Here is a 22,137-nt window from a genome sequence, read left to right as displayed (position 1 = left end):
TCTTTAAGATCCCGCCCACCCGGCGCAACTGTCCCGCTCACAACCGTCGAGTCGGCGCTAATGTCCCGCGGGTTTGAGACAGTTGCGCCGACTCGAGCGCGTCAGGCGAGACAGAGACGCCGACTCGGCGCGCTGCATCGGGACAGACGCGCCGAGTCGGCGGGTTGGGTCAGTTGGCGGTGTAGGTGCGCTGGGCGGCCTCGCCGGTCTTGCCGAGGGCCCTGGCCTTGCTCTCCCCGACCGCGACCTTGAGCGAGCCGTCGGAGGTCTGGACGCGCAGCGGCGGGGTGACCTGGAGCTGCTTGGACTCACCGAAGGCGAGGTCGCCGCTGAAGACGACCTTGCCGCGCGAGTCGCGTACGACGACGTGGGCACCGCCTCCGGCGGCGGAGATGGTCACCGGGACCGGCGAGGACTTGCCGTAGGGGCTGTCGGTGCCGGCCGAGCCGTCGAGCTGGATCGCTCCGGCCTGGGGCTCGTGCTGGGTGCCGTCGATGACCAGACGGGCGACCGACCAGACCAGGATGACCGCCATCACGGCGGCGACCAGGACCGACCAGGACGGACCGCCACGCATCCGCCGGACCGGGCGGATCGCCGCACTGTGGGCGAGCTCGGCCTCGAAGACGGCGCGCGCGCTGACCGGGCCGGAGGCGTACTTCTCGTCGTAGGTGCGCAGCAGCGGCGCGACCTCGATGCCGAGGACACGGGCGAGCGTACGCAGGTGGCCCCGGGCGTAGAAGTCGCCACCGCAGGGGCCGAAGTCGTCGACCTCGATCGCCTCGATCACGTGCGGACGGATCCGCGTCCACTCGGCGAGGCCCTCGACGTCGAGGGCGAGCCGGCGACGGGCGGCAGCGATCTCGGCACCGATCTCCGGGACCTTGGTCGGGACCACCTCGGTGGGCTCGTCGTCGACGTCGTCGATCCGGCGCACAGAGCTCGTCGAAGGGGCGAGCGCCTTGATGCCCTCCTCGGGCTCGGCGAGCGGCCGAACGCCTTCGGGCTCGGCGTCCTCGTCGGCCGACTCGATCGCGAAGACCTGGGTCTCCTCGTCGGGCTCCGTCTCTGCGTCCACGACGTCGGACTCCGCCGGCTCCAGCTGGAGCGCGTTCGCGCCGTGGACCGCGATGGTCTCCTGAGGCTCCTCGGGCACGTAGCGTACGTCGACCCGGACCGCCGTCGACGGCTCGCGAAGCGGCGCGACCGGCTCCGCCTTCGCCTCGGCCTTCAGCGCAGGCTCGGCGTCGGTCTTGGTCGTCGTCTCGTCCTGCTCCGCGCTGCGCGCGGTCACTCCGGTCGTCTCAGTGTCCCGATCCACCTGGTCCTGCCCCGCCTCGTCCGCCGCGTCCGCGGCATTGATATCAGGCTCGTCCAAGACCCGGAGCATCCGGGGGTTGGTGTCACCGGCCCCCGCAGGCAGGGGCGGCCGGATGGCCGTGTCGCCGTCCTCGACCGGGGCCCCGACGATGCCGTCGACGGCCTCGTCGACGGCCTCACCGCCGGTGTCCTCGGCGCTGTCGTCCTCGGGCTCCGCCTCCGGCTCGGCGTCGAGACCGGGATCGATCTCGACGACCTCGACACCCTCGGCGGCGACGACCGCGATGGCCTCGGTGACATCGTCGCCGGCGCCCAGGACGCGGGTCGAGAGGCCCAGCGGAAGCGAGAACGGCAGGCCGTAGAGACGCTCGGTCAGCATCGCCTGGCGCCGCGCGGTCGGCGAGAGCTCGTCGAGCACCTCGTCCTCGTCGTGCAGCAGCACGCCGATGCGGCCGTCCTTCCAGAACCGTTCGATCCCGTCCGGACGCGGGGTGTGCTCGACGGACTCGATCTTCGACCACGGGATGCCCTGCCAGGTCTGGCCGAAGCGGAGACGTACGCCCTGCTCGTCCACGAGCAGCAGCGGCATCCGGGAGTCCCAGGCCGTCCAGCCCTGCACCGCCGCGACGGCGAGCAGGATCAGACCGACCAGATAGCCCTCGATGCCGCCGCGCAGCACGAAGGCGAGGCCGACCAGCAGCGACGCGAGCGCCACCACCAGTGCGAGCCGGCCGTTGCGGCGTACCTCGACGACATCGACATCGACATCGACGTCGGGAGTCTCGACGGTCTCTTCAGGGTCGACGGTCTCGGCCGTCACTGGGTTCTCGCTCACATCTCCCCCTGGATCGTTGCGATGACGCCGTCGATCTCGTCCGGCTTGACGAGTACGTCGCGTGCCTTGGAGCCCTCGGAGGGACCGACCACGCCGCGCGACTCGAGGATGTCCATGAGGCGGCCGGCCTTGGCGAACCCGACGCGCAGCTTGCGCTGCAGCATCGAGGTCGACCCGAACTGGGTCGAGACGATCAGCTCGATCGCCTGGATGACCAGGTCCATGTCGTCGCCGATGTCGTCGTCCAGCACCCGCTTGGACTCCGCGGGTGCGGTCACGTCTTCGCGGTAGACCGGCTCGAGCTGGCCCTTGACCGACTTCACGACCGCGTTGACCTCGGACTCGGAGACCCACGAGCCCTGCACACGGATCGGCTTGGAGGAGCCCATCGGCAGGAAGAGCCCGTCGCCCTGACCGACCAGCTTCTCCGCGCCGGGCTGGTCCAGGATGACGCGCGAGTCGGCCAGCGACGAGGTCGCGAAGGCGAGCCTCGAGGGCACGTTGGCCTTGATCAGACCGGTGACGACGTCGACCGAGGGCCGCTGCGTGGCCAGCACCAGGTGGATGCCGGCGGCGCGGGCGAGCTGGGTGATGCGTACGACCGCGTCCTCGACATCGCGCGGGGCGACCATCATCAGGTCGGCGAGCTCGTCGACGATCACCAGCAGGTAGGGGTAGGGCGACAGGACCCGCTCGGAGTCGGGCGGGACCTGCACCTTCCCGGCGCGGACGGCCTTGTTGAAGTCGTCGACGTGACGGAAGCCGAAGTTGGCCAGGTCGTCGTAGCGCATGTCCATCTCGCGTACGACCCAGGCCAGCGCCTCGGCGGCCTTCTTCGGGTTGGTGATGATCGGCGTGATCAGGTGCGGCACGCCCTCGTAGGAGTTCAGCTCGACCCGCTTGGGGTCGACCATGATCATCCGGACCTCGTCGGGCGTCGCCCGCATCAGGACTGAGGTGATCATCGAGTTGATGAAGGACGACTTACCCGAGCCGGTCGCACCCGCGACCAGCAGGTGCGGCATCTTGGCGAGGTTGGCGACCACGAAGCCGCCCTCGACGTCCTTGCCGACACCGGTGATCATCGGGTGGTGGTCGCCGCGCGCCGCGTTGGAGCGGAGCACGTCGCCGAGGGTGACGATCTCCTTGTCGGAGTTCGGGATCTCGACGCCGACGGCGGACTTGCCGGGGATCGGCGAGAGGATGCGTACGTCGGCGGAGGCCACCGCGTAGGCGATGTTCTTCTGGATCCCGGTGATCTTCTCGACCTTCACCCCGGCGCCGAGCTCGACCACGTAGCGGGTGACCGTCGGGCCACGGGTGTAGCCGGTCACCGCGGCGTCGATGTTGAACTCCTCCAGCACCGCCTGGAGCCGGTTGACGATGTCGTCGGAGGCCTTCGAGCGGGCCTTGTGCGGCGAGCCGGGCTTGAGCAGGTCGCTGGCCGGGAGGGTGTAGGCGACGTCGCCGGCGAGCATCAGCTGCTCGACGCGCTGCGGCAGCTCCGCGTGCGGCGGCGGCTCGAGGTCGCGCTTGGCTCCCGGCTTCGGGCCGCTGTCCGAGACCGCGGGCATGAGGCCGGCCGCGTCGCTCGCCACGACCTCGTCGGGCTGGGTGTCGGCGTCCGAGTCGTCGTCGAGAGCGAGCGCGATGTCGAGCCCGTCCTTCTTGCGCTTCTTCTTCGGCTTCTCCTCCTCGAGGAGCGGCGTCTCGTAGGGCTCGAAGCCCTCCGGGTCGAAGGTGTCGTCGTCGGCGAAGAGCTTGCCGCTCCGGCGCACCCGCCGGATGTTGGTGCCGCTCTCGCTCAGCTCCTCGGGCGGGGTCAGGCCCAGGGCCCGGTCGCGCAGCTCCACCAGCCGGCCCGGCACCTGGTAGAGCGGGGTCCCGGTGATGACCAGGACACCGAAGACGACGAGAAGAGACAGGAGTACGACGACCACGGCCGTCGAGCGCAGGACGTCGAGCAGCAGGCTGGCCACGACGTAGCCGATGGCGCCACCCGCCCACTGCAGCTCGGTGCTGTCGCCCGAGGTGGGCTGCGGGTTGCCGTTGGCGATCTGGATGATGCCGAGCGTCGCCATCAGGAACGCGGCCCAGCCGATCGCGAGCCGCCCGACCGGGGCGGCGTCGACCGGGTCGCGCATCAGTCGCGCGCCGGCGACGACGAGGCCGACCGGCACCAGCCAGCCGACCTTGCCGACCACGCCGGCCACGGCGATGCGGACGACGTCGAAGAACTGTCCGCCGAGCTGGAACCAGACGCCGGCGGCGACGAGGACGGCGAGGCCGATCAGGAACAGGCCGGCGCCGTCGCGCCGGTGCTCCGGCTCGAGGTCGCTGGCAGCCTGGCCGCCGACGCGGAAGACGGCGGCCACTCCCCCGGCGATCGCCAGCCACAGGCTCGCGATGGTCGAGAAGATGGCGTCGAAGAGGACCGCGATCGGGCTGGGCCCGCTGCGTACGGCACGGGGTGGCGTACGGTTCGTCGTCTTCTTCTTGGCGGCTGGACGGCGTTTGGCCGGCGTCGCCTTGGAGCGGGCCCGGCTCGTGGCCGTTGCTCGCTTTGTCGTGGTCGTACTCCGGGGACGGGTGCTCTTGGTGGTGGTCGAGCTCCGCGAACCCGGCGGGGAAGACGTACGGGTCGCCATACAAGCAGGGTATTCGACCGGGCGCCCGGGCTCCGGGACCCCCATGGGGGTGTGTTGCAGCAGTGTAGTTTGCCGCCATGCAGAGCCTGACAGTCCTGGTCGCCCTCCTCACCGCCGTCGATGCCGTCACCGACTGGGCCTGCGTGTGGTTCGGCTGGCGACGGCTCCACTACGTCACCAAGCCGCTGGTGATGGTGGGGCTCATGGGGCTGACGGTGCTGATGGGGCTGGTCAGCGGCGGGGAGCCGGCCGCCTGGTGGCTGCTCGTCGCGCTCTTCTTCGGGATGCTCGGGGACATCTCGATGATCGGGTCCTCGACCCGCCGTTTCCTCGGCGGAGTGGGGCTGTTCTTCGTCGGCCACCTGGCGTACGCCGTGACCTTCCTCACCCTCGGCCTCGACGCCCCCGCGTGGTCCTGGGCCGGCTTCGCCGCGGCGATCGTGCTCGCGATCCCGATGGGGCGGGTGCTCCGGGGCGCCCGCCGGATGGGCGGTACGCCGGTGGCGGCGGCGCTGGCTGCGTACTCGCTCGTGATCGCCACCATGCTCGTGCTCGCCTGGCTGACCGGGAGCGTGTGGATCGCCGCGGGTGCGCTCGTCTTCGTCATCAGCGACACCCTGATCGGGCTCAACCTCGCCGAGCACGGCAACGAGCCGCCGCGCCTGACCGACGTGGCGATCATGACGACCTACCACGTCGGCCAGGCGCTGATCACGGCCGGAGTGCTGCTACAGCTCTCCTAGGCCTCGATCACGACCGGGATGATCATCGGACGCCGGCGGTGGGTGCTGGAGACCCAGCGCCCGAACGTACGCCGGATGGCCTGCTGCAGTTGGTAGGTGTCGGTCGCGCCCTCGGAGATGGCGCGGTTGACCGCCTTGACGATCGGCTGCTTGATCGGGTCGAAGGCGTTGTCGGGCCAGACGTGGCCGCGGGCGTGGATCTCGGGTCCGCTCGAGACCACCCCGTTGACGGAGTCGACCACGACGATGATCGAGACGAAGCCCTCCTCGGAGAGGATGCGGCGGTCCTTGAGCTCGGACTCGGTGACGTCGCCGACGGTGGTGCCGTCGACGAAGACGTAGCCGCACTCGACCTTGCCGGCTATCTCGGCCTTGCCGTCGATGAGGTCGACGACGACGCCGTCCTCGGCGTAGACGACGCTCTCCACGCCGGTCTGGCGGGCCAGGTCGCCGTTGGCGAGCAGGTGGCGCACCTCGCCGTGGACGGGCATCACGTTGCGCGGGCGGACGATGTTGTAGCAGTAGAGCAGCTCGCCGGCGCTGGCGTGGCCGGAGACGTGCACCAGCGCGTTGCCCTTGTGGACCACGTTGGCGCCGAGACGGGCGAGGCCGTTGATCACCCGGTAGACCGAGTTCTCGTTGCCCGGGATCAGCGAGGAGGCGAGCAGGACGGTGTCGCCCGGCTCGATGTGGACGAAGTTGTGGGTGCCGTTGGCGATCCGCGACAGCGCCGACATCGGCTCGCCCTGCGAGCCGGTCGAGACCATCACGACGCGCTCCGGCGGCAGCTCGGCGAGCTCCTTGGCGTCGACGATGACGTCCTCGGGCACGTGCAGGTAGCCCAGGTCGGCGGCGATCTGCATGTTGCGGACCATCGAGCGACCGACGTACGCCACCTTGCGCCCGTGCGCGACGGCGCTGTCCAGCACCTGCTGGACGCGGTGCACGTGGGAGGCGAAGCAGGCCACGATGATGCGCTGGTCGGACTCGCGGAAGACCTGCTCGATCGCGGGCGCGATCTTCTTCTCGGCGGTCGTGAAGCCGGGGACCTCGGCGTTGGTGGAGTCGGTGAGGAACAGGTCCACGCCCTCCTCGCCGAGCCGGGCGAAGGCGCGCAGGTCGGTGATCCGGCCGTCCAGCGGCAGCTGGTCCATCTTGAAGTCACCGGTGTGCAGCACCAGTCCGGCGCCGGTACGGATCGCGACCGCGAGCGCGTCCGGGATGGAGTGGTTGACGGCGACGAACTCGAGCTCGAACGGCCCGAAGCTGATCGTGTCGCCCTCGCGTACCTTGTGCTGGACGGTCTCGCGCAGGCGGTGCTCACGGAGCTTGGAGCCGAGCAGGGCCAGGGTCAGCTCGGAGCCGACCAGCGGGATGTCCTGGCGCTCGCGCAACAGGTAGGGCGTCGCGCCGATGTGGTCCTCGTGACCGTGGGTCAGGACCAGCGCCTCGACGTCGCCGAGCCGGTCACGGATCGGACCGAAGTCGGGCAGGATCAGGTCGACGCCGGGCTGCTGCTCCTCGGGGAAGAGCACGCCGCAGTCGACGATCAGCAGCCGGCCGTCGTACTCGAAGACGGTCATGTTGCGGCCGACCTCGCCGAGGCCGCCGAGAGGGGTGACCCGCAGGCCGCCCTTGGGGAGCTTGCCGGGTTCGGTCAGCTCCGGGTGTGGGTGAGACAAAGGCATTCCTTCTAGAGAAGGCCAGAGGCCTCCAGCCCGGCTCGCAGCGCCTCGACCTCGTCGTCGTCGAGCGCCACCAGGGGCCCTCGCACGTTGCGGTTGTCGATCACGCCGGTCAGCTCGAGAGCGGCCTTGGCAGTGGTGGCTCCGTAGTTCGGGACGCCCATGATGGCGTCGATCGCGGGGAGCATCCGCGCATAGGTCTTGCGGGCGGTCTCGATGTCGCTGGCCGCGAAGGCGTCGATCATCGTCCGCGTCTGGTCGCCGAGCACGTGGGCGGCGACGCTGATCACGCCGACGGCGCCGTGCGCCAGCCAGGCGAGGGTGAGCGCGTCGTCACCGGAGTAGATCGAGTAGCCCAGGTCGAGCAGGCGGGTGCCGCGCGGGAAGTCGCCGGCGGCCTCCTTGACCGCGACGACGGTGTCCCAGGTGATCGCCTCGCGATAGGTGTCGAGGGTGATCGGGGACCCGGTGCGGCCCGGGACGTCGTAGAGGATGACGGGGGTGTCGGTGGCGGAGGCGACGGTGCGGAAGTGCTCGCGGATGCCGCGCTCGCCCGGCTTGTTGTAGTAGGGCGTCACCAGCAGCAGGCCGTCGGCGCCGACCGAGGCCGCCTGCTTGGCGAGCTCGACGCTGGTGCGGGTGTCGTTGGTGCCGATGCCGGCCACGATCTTGGCGCGGTCGCCGACGGCGTCCTTGACGGCCGCCAGGATCTCGCCGTCCTCGGCCGGGGTGGTGGTCGGCGACTCACCGGTGGTGCCGGAGACGACGATGCCGTCGTGGCCGTGATCGACCAGGTGCTTGGCGACTTTCTGGGTCTGCTCCAGATCGACCGAGCCGTCGTCGTTGAAGATCGTGACGAGTGCTGAGAGCACGGTGCCGAAGGGAGCATCAGTCATGGCTACAGACTATCGTCAGACGCGCTGCATGACCTCGTCGGCTACGAGTGCGAGATGGTCGAGATCGCTCAGATCGAGCACCTGGAGGTAGATCCGGCTGGCACCGACGTCCTCGAACCGCTTGATCTTGGCGACCACCTCGTCCGGGGTCCCGGCCAGGCCGTTCTCACGCAGCTCGGCGGGCTCGCGGCCGATCGCCTGCGCGCGCCGGGCGAGCTCGTCCTCGTCGCGCCCGACGCAGAGCACCTGGGCGGCGGAGTAGATCATCGAGTCGTCACGACCGGCCGCCTCGACGAAGCGCCCGACGTTCTCGAAGAGCGCCTGCGACTCCTCCACGGAGACGAACGCGGCGTTGAACTCGTCGGCGAACGTCGCGGCCAGCGTCGGCGTACGCTTCTTGCCGCCGCCGCCCACGATCACCGGGATCGAGCCGGCGTGGCCACCGGTCTGGACCGGCTTCGGCAGACCCGGGCTGTCCGTGATCGTGTAGTGCTTCCCCTCGAAGCCGAAGGTCTCCCCCGGCTCGGTCGCCCACAGGCCGGTGATGATCTCGAGCTGCTCCTCGAGCCGGTCGAAGCGCTCCCCGAGCGCCGGGAACGGGATCCCGTACGCCGCGTGTTCTTCCTCGAACCAGCCCGCGCCCAGTCCGAGCTCGACCCGGCCCTCGGACATGTCGTCCACGTTGGCGGCCTGGATGGCCAGGACGCCCGGGAGGCGGAAGGTCGCCGAGGTGACCAGCGTGCCGAGCCGGATCGTGCTCGTGTCGCGGGCCAGGGCGGCGAGCGTCGTCCAGGCGTCGCTCGGTCCGGGCAGCCCGTCGACCGACCCCATCTTCAGGTAGTGGTCGGAGCGGAAGAACGCTCCGAACCCGAGCTCCTCGGCCTTCTGGGCGACGGCGAGGATGTCGGCGTAGGACGCCCCCTGCTGGGGCTCGGTGAAGATGCGCAGCTCCATGCCGTTTACCTTAGAGGGACGGCGAGGCTACTCGCGCGTCAGGGAGCACGGGTGAGGAACACCCGGTCGTACGCCTCGTGCGGCTCGCGCCTCGTCTCGACCCACTCGGTCTCGTCGAACGGCGGGTAGAGGACGTCGCCCTCCGGCCTCAGATGGACCCGGGTGATGACCTGCTCGGTGGCGTAAGGGAGAGCAGCGGCGTAGACCTGTGCTCCCCCCGCGATCACCGTGTCGCCCTGCTCGGCCGCGGCCAGGGTGAGGGCGGACTCGATGTCGTGGGCGACCAGGACACCGTCGTAGGCCCAGTCCTCGTCGGTGGTCAGGACGACCGTCGTGCGGCCCGGCAGGGGGCGGCCGATGGACTCGAAGGTGGTGCGGCCCATGACGAGCGTGTGACCCATCGTGATCGCCTTGAACTCGGCCTGCTCGCCGGGGATCTTCCAGGGGATGTCGGGGCCGTTGCCGATGACGCCGTTGTCGGCGACGGCCGCGACCATCACGACCCGCCCCGGTGCCGCCTCAGACGGCAACGGGGGCCTTGATGCCGGGAGCCGGGTCGTAGCCCTCGACGGTGATGTCGTCGAGGTCGAAGGCATCGATGTCCTTGACGTCCGGGTTGAGGTGCAGCGTCGGCAGCGGCCGCGGGGTGCGGGTGAGCTGGAGACGCGCCTGCTCGACGTGGTTGCTGTAGAGGTGGGCGTCGCCGAGCGTGTGCACGAACTCACCCGGCTGCAGGCCGGTCACGTGGGCGACCATGTGGGTGAGCAGGGCGTAGGAGGCGATGTTGAACGGCACCCCGAGGAACACGTCGGCGGAGCGCTGGTAGAGCTGCAGGCTCAGCTTGCCGTCGGCGACGTAGAACTGGCACAGCGTGTGGCACGGCGGCAGCGCCATGTCGTCGATGTCGGCCGGGTTCCAGGCGGTGACGATGTGGCGGCGGCTGTCCGGGTCCTGCTTGATCTGGTCGATGATCCGGGCGATCTGGTCGACGTGACGGCCGTCGGGCGTCGGCCAGGAGCGCCACTGGTAGCCGTAGACCGGGCCCAGATCGCCGTTCTCGTCGGCCCACTCGTCCCAGATCGTGATGCCGCGCTCCTGGAGCCAGCGCACGTTGGTGTCGCCGCGCAGGAACCACAGCAGCTCACCGAAGACGGACCTGGTGTGGATCTTCTTCGTGGTCAGCAGGGGGAAACCCTCGGCCAGGTCGTAGCGGGTCTGGTGACCGAAGACGCTGATCGTGCCCGTCCCGGTGCGGTCGGACTTCTCCACGCCCTCGTCGAGGATGCGGGTCAACAGATCAAGGTAGGACTGCACGGCCCCAGCCTAGGTCAGAGCTCGACGGTCCCGCGGATGGCGGTCAGTGTGTCTCCGCCCACCCACACCTGGTCCTGCGTCCGCTCGACGTACACCCGTCCTCTGCGCTTCATGACGGTCCCCTGGGACGAGACGTACGCATCGGGGAGCAGCGACCCCGCCAGCCACTGCCCGAGGGCGGCGTTGAGCGAGCCGGTGACCGGGTCCTCGAAGGCGACGCCGTCGGCCGGGTAGAACGCCCGGACCTCGACCGCGCACTCGCTGCCCTCGGGGTAGCGCCCGACCAGCCCGACCTTGTGGTCACCCAGGGCGGCGTGGTCGGGGGTGACGGCCAGGACCGCCTCCGCGTCGGCGAGCATCACGCCGACCCAGCCCGGCCCGTTGTCGCACCACCGCGCGTCGAGGATGTCGCCCCGGTCGATCTGCAGGCCCTTCGCGATGGCGCCGAGGGTCTCCTCGTCGACCTCGCCGCCGCGGAGCAGCTCGGGCGCGGCGAAGGCGATCCGCCCGTCGCGGCGGAGCTCGACCAGCCCGACGCCGCACTCCTGCACCAGGTCGGTGCCCTGGGGCTTGCCGCCCGCCTCCAGCCACGCGTGCGCCGAGCCGAGCGTCGGATGGCCCGCGAACGGCAGCTCACCACCGACCGTGAAGATCCGCAGCCGGTAGTCGGCGGCCGGGTCCGTGGGGCTCAGCAGGAACGTCGTCTCGGACAGGTTCGTCCACCGCGCGAAGGCGGCCATCTGCTCGTCGGTGAGGCCGTCAGCCCCGTGCACGACGGCTACCGGGTTGCCCAGCAGCGGCTCGTTGGTGAAGACGTCGACCTGGCGGAACTCAAAGGCACTCACGCGCCGACCCTATCCGTCGGGAGACGGGGTCAGGCGGTCAGCTTCATCGGGCCGTAGACCTGGCGGTCGTGCTCGAAGAGCACCACCGCGGCCACGCCCGCGTCCAGGAGGTCCTGCCAGACCTCGCCCACCCACGACTCGGCGTCGCTCTGGTTGGCGAAGCGCTGGCCGGCGAGCTCTCCGTCGACCGCCACCTCGGCACCCGAGGCGTCGACGAGCTGCCACCACCACGGCCGCTCGGCTGCCGTGGGCTGCTTGAACACCGAAGGTACGTCCGGGATGCTCATGCGGACTCAGCCCTCCCTCACGTGCGACGGGACGAAGGGCGGCTTGGTGAGCTGGAAGATCTCGCGGCGGCCGCGTACGTCGATGCCGATCTCGGCCTCGGGGTTGACGGTGGTCGAGACAAGCACCAGGCCGACGCCCTTCTTCAGCGTGGGCGAGAAGGTGCCGGAGGTGACCTCGCCGACCGGTACGTCGGCGGTCAGCGACGCCGTCATGTGCGGCCGTGGGATGCCGCGGCCGACGGCGACGATGCCGCGCAGCGCGCGCTTCGGGCCGGCCTCCTTCTCCGCGACGAGCTTGTCGCGGCCCCAGAAGGCCTCCTTCTTCCAGCCGACGGCCCAGCCGAGCCCGGCCTCGTTGGGGGTGACGTCGAGGGTGATGTCCTGGCCGTGGAGCGGGTAGCCCATCTCGGTGCGCAGGGTGTCGCGGGCGCCGAGGCCGCACGGCAGCGCGCCCAGCGCCTCACCGCGGGACAGCAGCGCGTCCCAGAGCGCCTCGGCGGCCTCGTTGGCGACGATCAGCTCGTAGCCGCGCTCACCGGAGTAGCCCGAGCGGCACACGACCACGCCGATCTCGTCGCCGAGCACGTCGCGGGCGGCGGCCTCCACGAAGGACATGTACTCGTGGCCGGCCGGGAGCCCGACAGCCTCGAGCAGCTCGTCGGACTTCGGCCCCTGGACGGCGAGCACCGCGTAGTCGCGGTGGTGGTCGGTGAGGGTGATGCCCGCGGGCGCGGCAGCCTGGAGCCGGCGTACGACCTCGGGGGTGTTGGCGGCGTTGGGGACGATCAGGACGTGCTCGTCGTCGCGGTAGTAGGCGATGAGGTCGTCGACGATGCCGCCGGTCTCCTCGTCGCAGCACAGCGTGTACTGCGCCTTGCCGGGCTTGATCCGGCCGAGGTCGTTGGTGAACGAGGCGTTGACGAACTCGGCGGCACCCTGACCGCTGATCATGACCTTGCCGAGATGGCTGACGTCGAAGACACCGACGGCCTCGCGTACGGCGGTGTGCTCCTTGACGACCCCGGAGTACTCCAGCGGCATCGACCAGCCGCCGAACTCACCGAACTTCGCACCGAGTTCCTGGTGCTTTGTGTGCAGAGGGGACTGGAGCAGCTCCGACCCGCCCCCCATGGAGGTCTCATCAGCCATGCTGCGAACCTATCGCACCTGGTCGACACAGCCCGGTCCGTGGCCCCTCCTCCGGCGTGCCACACCTAGACTGCACGGCGTGACCCTGCCTGACATCACCTACACGCTGCGTACCGCCTCTCCCGCCAAGACCCGTGCCGAGGCCATCGTCGTCGGCGTCGGCCAGGGCGGGAAGGACGTCGAGGTCACGACGGGCGCGGAGGACGTCAAGGCCGCCTACGGGCGCAGGTGGCGCGGGATGCTGGCCACCCTGGGCGTCAGCGGCAAGGCCGGCGAGGTCACCCGGCTGCCCGCGGGCGAGGAGATCGGCGCCCAGCTCCTGGTGATGGTCGGTCTCGGCAAGGCCGATGCCGACGGGACCTACTCGGCCGATGCCGTACGCCGCGCCGCCGGTGCCGCCGCCCGCTCGGTGCCCAACGCCACCTCCGTCGCCGTGGCCCTGCCCGCCGACACCCCCGAGCTGGTCCGTGCGGTCACTGAGGGCTACCTCCTCGGCGGCTACACCTACACCGCCTACAAGTCGGGCTCGGGCAAGTCCGGCGGGGAGAGCAAGGGCCCGAGCGACGTCGCGGTCCTAAGCCCGATCGCGCGGCGTACGGACGCGGTCACCGCCTTCGAGCAGGCGCAGATCCTCGCCCAGGCGATCGCCGGCACCCGCGAGTGGGTCAACGTCCCGCCCGCCGACCTGACTCCACCGGCGTTCGCCGAGGCCATCGAGCACGTGGCCGGCCTGGTCGACGGTGTCGAGACGACCGTCTACGACGAGGAGCAGCTCGCCGAGCTCGGCTGCGGCGGCATCCTCGCCGTGGGCATGGGCTCGGCGGCTCCGCCGCGCCTGGTCGAGCTGACCTACTCCCCCGACGACGCCCGCGGCCACATCGCGCTGGTCGGCAAGGGCATCACCTTCGACTCCGGCGGCCTCACCATCAAGCCGGGCAGCTCGATGTCCACGATGAAGTCGGACATGGCCGGGGCCGCCGCGGTGGCCCAGGCGACCTTCGCGATCGCCCGTCTCGGGCTTCCGGTGAAGGTCTCCGCGTTCGTGCCGATGGCGGAGAACATGGTCTCCGGCTCCTCCTACCGGCCCGGCGACGTCGTCACCCACTACGGCGGCACGACCGTCGAGGTCTCCAACATGGACGCCGAGGGGCGGATGATCCTCGCCGACGCGCTGGTGCGGGCCACCGAGGTCTCCCCCGACGTGATCATCGACGTGGCTACGCTCACCGGCCACATGGTGATGGCGCTGGGCGACAAGGTGAGCGGCGTGCTCGGCTCCGAGGAGGTCGTCGAGCGCATCCTCGCCGCCGCCGAGGTCGCCGGGGAGCAGATGTGGCCGATGCCGATCCCGGAATGGATGGACGAGCGGATCCGTTCCTCCAAGGTGGCCGACCTCAACCAGCACGACTGGATCCGCTGGGGTGGTGGCCTCTACGCAGCAGCGTTCCTGCGCGAGTTCACCGGCGGCCTTCCCTGGGCCCATCTCGACATCGCCGGACCCTCCTTCAACAGCGGGGGCGCCTCGGGCCATCAGACTCCCGGAGGCACGGGTGTGGCGGTGGCAACACTGGTGGACTACGTACGCGAGATGGCTACCGATCAGTAGTGGTCCGGTTGACACAGCGCTGCGGGGGTAGTGACAAGATGGGCCCGTGATCGACGCCCTTGGCCGCCCGTCCGGCGGCACCATGCGTGCGTCGGGCAGGTGTCGGCCCAGACCGATGCGCCTCTCTTCTCACAGAGTCTCCTCACCGAGCCTGCGGCCCGGTGGTGACGGCGCGCGTTTCCGGACATACAAGTAGAGCAACGAACAGACGTAGAACGAAGGAACCCATGGCCACCGAAGTAACTCTCCCGGCACTCGGCGAGTCCGTCACCGAGGGCACCGTCACCCGCTGGCTCAAGCAGGTCGGCGACACCGTTGCGGTCGACGAGGCCCTGCTGGAGGTCTCCACCGACAAGGTCGACACCGAGATCCCCTCCCCGGTCGCGGGCACCGTGCTCGAGATCAAGGCCGCCGAGGACGACACCGTCGAGGTCGGTGGCCTGCTCGCCGTCATCGGTGCCGCCGACGAGGCCGGCTCCGCCCCGGCCGAGCCCGCCGCGCCCGCGGCCGAGCCCGCCGAGGCCGCCGCTCCCGCTCCTGCCGCCGAGCCCGAGGCCCCCGCCGCCCCGGCCGCTCCGGCCGAGCCCGAGGCGCCTGCCGAGCCCGCCGCTCCGGCCGCGCCTGCCGCTCCGGCGCCCGCCGCCGGTGGCAACGCCACCGAGGTCGCTCTCCCCGCGCTGGGCGAGTCGGTCACCGAGGGCACCGTCACCCGCTGGCTCAAGCAGGTCGGCGACACGGTGGCCGTGGACGACGCGCTGCTCGAGGTCTCCACCGACAAGGTCGACACCGAGATTCCCTCGCCCGTGGCCGGCACCCTGCTCGAGATCAAGGTCGCCGAGGACGAGACCGTCGAGGTCGGCGCCGTGCTCGCGCTCGTCGGTGACGCCGGCGCCGCCCCGGCCGCCGCGCCTGCGCCGGCCGCCCCGGCTCCCGAGCCCACTCCCGAGCCGGCCCCCGAGCCGACTCCTGCTCCGGCCCCCGAGCCCGCTCCGGCCGCCGCCGCGCCCGCGCCTGCTGCGCCCGCCCCGGCTCCGGCAGCGCCCGCCCCGGCAGCCCCGGCTCCGGCAGCCCCGGCTCCGGCTCCCGCAGCCCCGGCCCACGCCGCCCCGGCCACCGACAGCTCCCCGGCGATCCAGCCCGGTGGCTACGTCACCCCGCTGGTGCGCAAGCTCGCCGCTCAGCACAACGTCGACCTCAACACCGTCCAGGGTTCCGGTGTCGGTGGCCGCATCCGCAAGGAGGACATCCTCCAGGCGGCCGCCGCCAAGTCGGCTCCGGCCGCGGCTCCGGCAGCAGCCGCGGCTCCGGCGGCCCCCGCCGCTCCCGCCGCCGCTCCGGCGGCCCCGTCGCCGCTGCGTGGCACCACCGAGAAGATCTCGCGCCTGCGCAAGGTGATCGCCGAGCGGATGACCGAGTCGCTGCACACCGCGGCCCAGCTGACCCAGGTCATGGAGGTCGATGTCACCAACATCGCCCGCCTCCGTGACGCCAACAAGGCCGGCTTCCTGCAGCGCGAGGGCGTCAAGCTGACCTACCTGCCGTTCTTCGCCAAGGCCGCGATCGACGCGCTCAAGGTGCACCCGAAGCTCAACGCCGGGATCGACGTCGAGGCCGGCACGGTCACCTACTACGACCGCGAGAACATCGCCTTCGCCGTCGACACCGAGCGCGGTCTGCTGACCCCGGTCGTCAAGGACGCCGGTGACCTGTCGATCGCGGGCATCGCGAAGAAGATCGCCGATGTCGCCGACCGCACGCGCAACAACAAGATCACGCCGGACGAGCTCTCCGGTGGCACCTTCACGATCACCAACCTGGGCTCGTTCGGTGCGCTCTTCGACACCCCGATCATCAACCAGCCGCAGGTCGCCATCCTCGGCCCGGGTGCTGTGGTGAAGCGTCCGGTCGTCATCGACGACCCGGACCTGGGCGAGACCATCGCGGTGCGCTACATGGTCAACGTCGCGCTGACCTACGACCACCGCCTGGTCGACGGCGCCGACGCCGGCCGCTTCCTCCAGGACGTGAAGAAGCGTCTCGAGGCCGCTCAGTTCGAGATCTGAGCTGGCTGGACCAACGATCAGTACGTCGCGGCGCGGTCCGATCCGGACCGCGCCGCGACGCATCTGCGACGCCGGTGCCCACCCGGCTGTGACAGGGGTCGGATCAGCCGAGATTCATGTCGGTCATGTCCGTGATCTCGCCGTCGGGCTTCTCGATCGTCACCTTCTCGCCGTGGTGGGACAGGTCGTACGTGATGGTCGCGATGTCCTCGAGTTTCATGAACACGCGCATGAGCCGGTCACCCGAGCCGACGTAGAGATCGACCGGCTCCTCGGTGCCGGCCTCGGACTCTTCACCGGAGGTGAAGGTGTAGTGGGCCGCGTCGACGCCGTCGATCGACTCCTGACCGACATAGACCGTGCTGCTCGGCTCGATCGCTGCGCGCGTCGCTTCGATGACCGTGCTCGCCGGCGGAAGCGCAAGGACGGTCAATGCCGCGAGTCCGTTCTTGGCCCACTCGCCCTCGATCTTGGAGTAGATCTCGTCCTCGCCGAGAACGACGTAGTCGAGATCCATCGTCTCCCCGTCCTGAGTCACCGTCCCGGTGGCCCGGACCGAGAGCGGATCCATCTGGATCTCTCCGCTCCCGCTCCCCTCGATCGCCTCGCTGCCGCCGGCTGGTTCGATGGAGACGGCGTAACGCGCCGTGCTCGTGCCCTTCATGACGTCATCGAGCACCTTGTGGGCTTCGTCAGCCGTCAGCTTGGCACCCTTCTCGAAGTCCGGCGTCGCCTCGGACGCCGAAGCCTTGGTGTTCTTGTCTCCCTCGTCGCCGGCTCCGCACGCCGCGAGAGCGCCGGTCGTGGCCAGGACGAGGACGGCGGCCGCGAGGCGGCGCCGGTTCTGGGTGGTACGCACGTCTGGTGTGCCTTTCAAGACTGATCCGATGACCGATCGCTCCCGAGCGCGGCCAGCCGAAACAGACGCATTCTGTGCACAATCTCTTTACCCCCGCGGGGTTATCGCCAAACCGTTATCCGGCCCGGCGTACGATCTCGGGTGTGACAGAGCTGCGCTTCGTTGAGGTCGGGACGATCGACTACCTGGACGCCTGGGAGCTGCAGAAGCAGATCCACCAGCGCGTCGTGGACCGCGAAGAGCCCGACACCGTGCTGCTGCTCGAGCACCCGCCGACCTACACCGCCGGGAAGCGTACGAAGCCGGAGGACCGCCCCGCGGATCCCGGCGGTGCGCCGGTGATCGACGTCGACCGCGGCGGCGAGGTCACCTTCCACGGCCCCGGCCAGATCGTCGCCTATCCGATCGTGCGACTGCCCGAGAAGGTCAAGGTCGTCGACTTCGTACGCCGCCTGGAGCAGGCGATGATCCGCACCTGTGCCGAGTTCGGCGTCACCGCCTACCGGGTCCCGGGCCGTAGCGGCGTGTGGCTGCCCGCGGGCGAGACCCCGGACGGCGTTCGCCGCCTGGAGCGGAAGGTCGGGGCGATCGGGCTGCGGGTCAGCCAGCACGTGACGATGCACGGCATCGCGCTCAACTGCGACGTCGACCTGGGGTGGTACGAGCGGTTCGTGCCGTGCGGGATCTCCGACGCCGGCGTGACCACCCTCTCGATCGAGGCGGGCCGGCAGATCGGCAACGCCGAGGCGATGCCGGTGCTCCACGCGCAGATCGCCGAGATGCTCTCCTGGCGCGACTACGAGCAGGGCCCGAGCCTGGAGCCCAAGCCCGACCCGGCCAAGACTCCACGAGTTCCGCTGCTCTCCCCCAGCCTGACCTGACCCCAGGCACCGAAGCGGAGTGACCGTCCAGTAACCGCCTGGCTTCGGGGTTCCACCCTCCCCCGGCGTAGGCTGGTGGGGTGACTCAAGCTCCTGCCCCAGAAGGTCGCAAGCTCCTCCGTCTCGAGGTCCGCAACGCGCAGACTCCGATCGAACGCAAACCGGAGTGGATCAAGACCAAAGCGAAGATGGGGCCGGAATACAAGGAGCTCACCGCGCTGGTGAAGTCCGAGGGCCTGCACACGGTGTGCCAGGAGGCCGGCTGCCCCAACATCTTCGAGTGCTGGGAGGACCGCGAGGCCACCTTCCTCATCGGTGGCGACCAGTGCACCCGCCGCTGCGACTTCTGCCAGATCGACACCGGCAAGCCGACCGACCTCGACCGCGACGAGCCGCGCCGCGTGGCCGAGTCCGTGCAGACCATGGGCCTGAAGTACGCCACGATCACCGGCGTCGCCCGCGACGACCTCGCCGACGGCGGTGCCTGGCTCTACGCCGAGACGGTCAAGCAGATCCACGAGCTCAACCCCGAGACCGGCGTCGAGAACCTCATCCCCGACTTCAACGGCATCCCCGAGCTGCTCGAGGAGGTCTTCGAGTCCCGTCCCGAGGTCCTCGCCCACAACGTCGAGACCGTGCCGCGGATCTTCAAGCGGATCCGCCCGGCCTTCCGCTACGAGCGCAGCCTCGACGTGATCACCCAGGCCCGCGACTTCGGTCTGGTCACCAAGTCCAACCTGATCCTCGGCATGGGCGAGACCCGCGAGGAGGTCTCCGAGGCGCTGCGCGACCTGCACGCCGCCGGCTGCGAGCTGATCACGATCACGCAGTACCTGCGCCCGAGCGTGCGTCACCACCCCGTCGAGCGCTGGGTCAAGCCCGAGGAGTTCGTCGAGCTCCAGGCCGAGGCCGAGGAGATCGGCTTCTCCGGCGTCATGTCCGGACCGCTCGTTCGTTCGTCCTACCGCGCCGGTCGGCTGTACCGTCAGGCAATCGAGGCACGCACCGCCTCGGTGGTCGAGCCTGTCGAGACCACAGCCTGAGGCAGCGTACGAATTTCTGAAGACTGAAAGAGGAAGATGTCCCAGACCGACCCGAGCAGCATGAGTCGCCGCCAGCAGATGGTGGAGACCTACAAGCTCACCAAGCAGTCAGACCCCAAGATCGGCCTGATCCTGGTCTCGATCTTCGTGGTCGTCGCCGCGGTGGCCGGCGTGATCTTCTGGCTCCTGCCCGGCGAGGGCATCTTCTCCTGGATCTTCACGATCGTCGGCGCCCTCCTGGCCGGCCTCCTGGCCGCGATGGTGGTCTTCTCGCGGCGTGCGCAGAAGGTGATGTACTCCCGCCTCGAGGGTCAGGTCGGCGGCGGGTACGCAGCCCTGACCATGCTCCGCCGCGGCTGGACCGTCACCCAGGCCGTCGGTGTCGAGCCGCGCAGCCAGACGCTGGTGCACCGCGTGGTCGGTCCTCCGGGAGTCGTCCTCGTCGGCGAGGGCAACAGCCCGAGCAAGGTCCGCTCGCTGCTCGCCAGCACCAAGCGCAACCACGCCCGGGTCCTCGGTGAGGTGCCGATCACGACCGTCGTCGCCGGCAACGGCGAGGACGAGGTGCCGCTGCCGCAGCTGACCAGGCACGTCACCAAGCTCGGCCGCAAGGTCGCCGGCCCGGAGATCACCGACATCATCAACCGGCTCAAGGCCGTCGACGCCACCCGTGGCACCATGCCGATCCCGAAGGGCCCCGTCCCGACCTCGATGAAGGGCATGCGCGGCAACCTCCGCGGCCGTTAATCAGCGCGGCGTGCCCGGATCGCGTAGAGCAACGGGATCCGGGGCGCCTGCTCGGGCAGCCTGAACCAGCCGTCCTCGCCCGCCACCATCGACGGGAAGCGGGGCCACGGCAGCCGCTCGTCCTCGCGGACGACCTCGATCCGCAGCCCCGCCCCCGCGAGGGCGGTGACGACCTCGCCGACCCCGTGGCGCCATTCGTACGCCGTCGTGGCGGTGCCCAGCGCCGGGCCGTCGGTGTAGGTGTGGGTCGACTCCTTGGCGATCGCGCCTCGCCCTGAGAGATAGTCGTGGCGCAGTTCGAGGGAGTCCTCGTGACCCGGCTCCGGCACCTCGCCGAGGGCGTCGAGGAGCGGGTGGAACTCGGCGAGGTAGACGAACCCGCCGGGCTTGAGCAGGTCGTGCACCACCCGCGCCCACAGGTCGATGTCGGGCAGGTAGCAGACCGCGCCCTTGCCGGTGTAGACGACGTCGAACCGGCCCGCACCCAGCACCTCGACGGCGTCGTGGACGTCGGCCCGGTGGTAGTCGACGGCCAGACCCCGCTGCTCCGCGATCCGGCGAGCGGCGGCCACCGCCTCGGCCGAGATGTCCAGCCCGTACGCCACCGCACCACGCTGCGCGAAGGCGACCGTCTCGGTGCCGAGATGACACTGCAGGTGCACGACCTCGCGGCCGGCGAGGTCACCGAGGTCGGTCCACTCGTAGTCGGCGAACCAGGACTCGGCGGGCCGGGACCCGTCGATGCCGTAGAAGTCGCTGGCGACGTGGATCGGCGTCCGGGCGTCCCAGTTGGCTCGGTTGGCCTCGATCTGGCGCGTGATTTCGGGGTCGAGAGTCATGCGACCACGGTCCCACGAGACGACACAGGGCCGGACCCGTTCGGGTCCGGCCCTGCTGCGTACGAGATCGGGCTGTCAGCCAGCCATGCTCGGCATGTCGGTGACCTGGTCGGCGGGCGGCGCCTCGATGGTCACGTCCTCACCGTGCTTGGTGAGCACCATCTCGACGGTGCCCATGTCCCCCATGCCGACCTCGGCCTTGCGGAGCAGGCCGTCGCCGTCGACCCAGATGTCCTGCTCGATCGTCTCGGGCATGCCGCTGGCGCTGTCCGAACCCATGTTCTTGGCCAGGCTCGCGGAGTCGACGGTGAAGCTGTAGTGCTTGGTGTCGGTGCCGTCGAGCTTCTCCTCGCCCTCGAACTTGGAGGACTTGATCGACTTCTCCATGCCGTCGAAGAAGGCGAGCGGGTTGCTCATCGACTCCAGGCTGGTGCCACCCATCTTGGCGAGGTCGTCGGCGCTCGCGGTCATCCACGAGTCGCCCATCATGCCCTTGATGTAGATCTTCTCGTCGACCAGGATCGTCTCGAGGTCCATGTCCATCGAGCCACCGCTCATCTTCATGGTGGAGTGCTGGGCCGGCGGCTCCTTGCGGATGTCGCCCTCGCCGGTCATCGAGACCGCCTGGCCGGAGACCTTCGCGTCCATCTTCGTGGTGAAGTGGGCGGTGTCGATGTCGGTGGCCTTCTTCATGACCTCGGTCATGTCCTCGGCCGAGACCTTGTCACCCTCGCTGGCGCCGCCGGCCCCACCACCGCCACAGGCCACCAGGCCCGAGAGCGATACGGCCAGCACGCCCGCCACTGCGGCGCGGCGCCAGAGGCCACGTGGCCCGAGAGTACGGTTGTGCGTCATTGAGCTTCCCTTCGTGTTTCCGCTCCTACGGCGGACCGCTCCAACCTACCCTCGGAAACGCCTCAACTCACCCGGCGAAACACGTGTCGATAGGTCTGAAGCGTGACGGTCGCGGTGCCCGCCGCCAGATCGTGCAGACCACGCCGGTCGGGACGGAAGACCAGCGGAGGCACGACGAGCACGACCAGGATCTGACGGGCGATGCTCCGCAGCGGGTCGGGCGGACGTACGTCCGGCTCCCCCGGGGACACCCGCACCGTGCGCAGCCGGGTGACGAGCTTGCCGAACGAGCCGCCACCGAGCGTGGTGAAGACCGCCGTCTGCACGACGAAGACGACCAGGATCCACAGGTTGTCGCTCGGCCGCGGGTCGACACCGGCGAGCAGCGACCCGAACGGCAGCGCGCGTACGCCGAGGAAGACCGACGCCACCAGCGACGACGCGAGCCAGTCGATGAACAGCGCGAGGACGCGCCTGCCCCAGCTCGCGGTCGGATAAGGCAGAGTAGGCGTCACAGGGGTGGCGGAACTGGTCACACCGGCAAGCGTAGGCGGCAACGTCTTGAGGG

20 protein-coding genes are annotated in these 22,137 nt (G+C 70.1%); 6 read left to right on the top strand and 14 right to left on the bottom strand.

Annotation, left to right across the window (positions count from 1 at the left end; all coding sequences use genetic code 11):
- Positions 1-169: 169 nt before the first annotated feature.
- Positions 170-2,155 (bottom strand): helix-turn-helix domain-containing protein, encoded by a 1,986-nt coding sequence (locus HD557_RS28945; RefSeq protein WP_196873691.1) that lies wholly within the window; start codon positions 2,153-2,155, stop codon positions 170-172.
- Entirely contained in the window at positions 2,152-4,803 is a 2,652-nt protein-coding gene (locus tag HD557_RS09290) for an FtsK/SpoIIIE family DNA translocase (RefSeq protein ID WP_196873690.1), read from the bottom strand. The genes HD557_RS28945 and HD557_RS09290 overlap by 4 nt, the downstream gene beginning before the upstream one ends.
- A 77-nt stretch (positions 4,804-4,880) precedes the next feature.
- Here HD557_RS09290 and HD557_RS09285 point away from each other — a divergent pair, with 77 nt between their 5' ends.
- Entirely contained in the window at positions 4,881-5,546 is a 666-nt protein-coding gene (locus HD557_RS09285; protein WP_196873689.1) for a lysoplasmalogenase, read from the top strand.
- Here the strand turns inward: HD557_RS09285 and HD557_RS09280 are convergent.
- Genes HD557_RS09280 through gcvT form a run of 8 tightly spaced genes read right to left on the bottom strand, consistent with a single transcriptional unit; the run spans position 5,543 to position 12,676 of the window.
- On the bottom strand, positions 5,543-7,228 hold the full coding sequence (locus HD557_RS09280; protein WP_008357333.1) for a ribonuclease J: 1,686 nt from the start codon (positions 7,226-7,228) through the stop codon (positions 5,543-5,545). The two genes, HD557_RS09285 and HD557_RS09280, sit on opposite strands and share 4 nt — an antisense overlap.
- A gap of 11 nt (positions 7,229-7,239) precedes the next feature.
- The gene (gene dapA, locus HD557_RS09275; protein WP_008357336.1) at positions 7,240-8,127 is read right to left on the bottom strand and encodes a 4-hydroxy-tetrahydrodipicolinate synthase; all 888 of its coding nucleotides are present in this window, start codon (positions 8,125-8,127) and stop codon (positions 7,240-7,242) included.
- 15 nt (positions 8,128-8,142) lie between these two features.
- Positions 8,143-9,081 (bottom strand): LLM class F420-dependent oxidoreductase, encoded by a 939-nt coding sequence (locus HD557_RS09270; RefSeq protein WP_196873688.1) that lies wholly within the window; start codon positions 9,079-9,081, stop codon positions 8,143-8,145.
- 38 nt (positions 9,082-9,119) lie between these two features.
- Positions 9,120-9,611 carry a dihydrofolate reductase gene (locus tag HD557_RS09265; RefSeq protein ID WP_231380239.1) on the bottom strand — a complete coding sequence of 164 codons (492 nt, stop codon included), beginning with the start codon at positions 9,609-9,611 and terminating at the stop codon, positions 9,120-9,122.
- Positions 9,601-10,395, bottom strand: a complete 795-nt coding sequence (locus tag HD557_RS09260) for a thymidylate synthase (protein WP_196873686.1) — start codon at positions 10,393-10,395, stop codon at positions 9,601-9,603. Before HD557_RS09260 ends, HD557_RS09265 begins: the two co-directional genes overlap by 11 nt.
- Before the next feature lie 14 nt (positions 10,396-10,409).
- Positions 10,410-11,240 (bottom strand): PhzF family phenazine biosynthesis protein, encoded by an 831-nt coding sequence (locus HD557_RS09255; RefSeq protein ID WP_196873685.1) that lies wholly within the window; start codon positions 11,238-11,240, stop codon positions 10,410-10,412.
- 29 nt (positions 11,241-11,269) lie between these two features.
- Complete coding sequence (locus tag HD557_RS09250) at positions 11,270-11,527, bottom strand: hypothetical protein (protein ID WP_008357346.1); 258 nt, start codon at positions 11,525-11,527, stop codon at positions 11,270-11,272.
- Positions 11,528-11,533: 6 nt separating this feature from the next.
- Positions 11,534-12,676 (bottom strand): glycine cleavage system aminomethyltransferase GcvT, encoded by a 1,143-nt coding sequence (gene gcvT / locus HD557_RS09245; RefSeq protein ID WP_231380238.1) that lies wholly within the window; start codon positions 12,674-12,676, stop codon positions 11,534-11,536.
- 79 nt (positions 12,677-12,755) lie between these two features.
- Here gcvT and HD557_RS09240 point away from each other — a divergent pair, with 79 nt between their 5' ends.
- Positions 12,756-14,282 (top strand): leucyl aminopeptidase, encoded by a 1,527-nt coding sequence (locus HD557_RS09240; protein ID WP_196873684.1) that lies wholly within the window; start codon positions 12,756-12,758, stop codon positions 14,280-14,282.
- Between the two features lie 227 nt (positions 14,283-14,509).
- Positions 14,510-16,345, top strand: a complete 1,836-nt coding sequence (gene sucB, locus HD557_RS09235; protein WP_196873683.1) for a 2-oxoglutarate dehydrogenase, E2 component, dihydrolipoamide succinyltransferase — start codon at positions 14,510-14,512, stop codon at positions 16,343-16,345.
- 103 nt (positions 16,346-16,448) lie between these two features.
- On the opposite strand, the gene HD557_RS09230 is transcribed toward sucB, so the two are convergent.
- The gene (locus HD557_RS09230) at positions 16,449-17,204 is read right to left on the bottom strand and encodes a hypothetical protein (RefSeq protein ID WP_196873682.1); all 756 of its coding nucleotides are present in this window, start codon (positions 17,202-17,204) and stop codon (positions 16,449-16,451) included.
- A 143-nt stretch (positions 17,205-17,347) separates the two neighbouring features.
- On the opposite strand from HD557_RS09230, the gene lipB reads away from it, so the two are divergent.
- The 3 genes from lipB (at position 17,348) to HD557_RS09215 (ending at position 19,875) form a co-directional block, all read left to right on the top strand.
- On the top strand, positions 17,348-18,085 hold the full coding sequence (gene lipB / locus HD557_RS09225; protein ID WP_196873681.1) for a lipoyl(octanoyl) transferase LipB: 738 nt from the start codon (positions 17,348-17,350) through the stop codon (positions 18,083-18,085).
- 80 nt (positions 18,086-18,165) lie between these two features.
- Positions 18,166-19,128: a lipoyl synthase gene (gene lipA / locus HD557_RS09220; RefSeq protein ID WP_196873680.1), complete on the top strand. Its 963-nt coding sequence runs from the start codon at positions 18,166-18,168 to the stop codon at positions 19,126-19,128.
- A 36-nt stretch (positions 19,129-19,164) separates the two neighbouring features.
- Entirely contained in the window at positions 19,165-19,875 is a 711-nt protein-coding gene (locus HD557_RS09215) for a DUF4191 domain-containing protein (RefSeq protein WP_196873679.1), read from the top strand.
- Here HD557_RS09215 and HD557_RS09210 read toward each other — a convergent pair.
- From HD557_RS09210 to HD557_RS09200, 3 genes are all read right to left on the bottom strand, one after another.
- Positions 19,872-20,714, bottom strand: a complete 843-nt coding sequence (locus HD557_RS09210; RefSeq protein ID WP_196873678.1) for a class I SAM-dependent methyltransferase — start codon at positions 20,712-20,714, stop codon at positions 19,872-19,874. The genes HD557_RS09215 and HD557_RS09210 overlap by 4 nt on opposite strands.
- Positions 20,715-20,789: 75 nt before the next feature.
- Complete coding sequence (locus HD557_RS09205; protein ID WP_196873677.1) at positions 20,790-21,569, bottom strand: DUF6612 family protein; 780 nt, start codon at positions 21,567-21,569, stop codon at positions 20,790-20,792.
- Between the two features lie 62 nt (positions 21,570-21,631).
- Positions 21,632-22,105, bottom strand: a complete 474-nt coding sequence (locus HD557_RS09200; protein WP_307785571.1) for an RDD family protein — start codon at positions 22,103-22,105, stop codon at positions 21,632-21,634.
- Positions 22,106-22,137 lie beyond the last annotated feature (32 nt).

This window comes from Nocardioides luteus (genome assembly GCF_015752315.1).
Lineage (GTDB): Bacteria > Actinomycetota > Actinomycetes > Propionibacteriales > Nocardioidaceae > Nocardioides.
The sequence above is the reverse complement of the archived record's forward strand: the minus strand, read 5'-3'. Positions and strand labels throughout refer to the sequence as shown.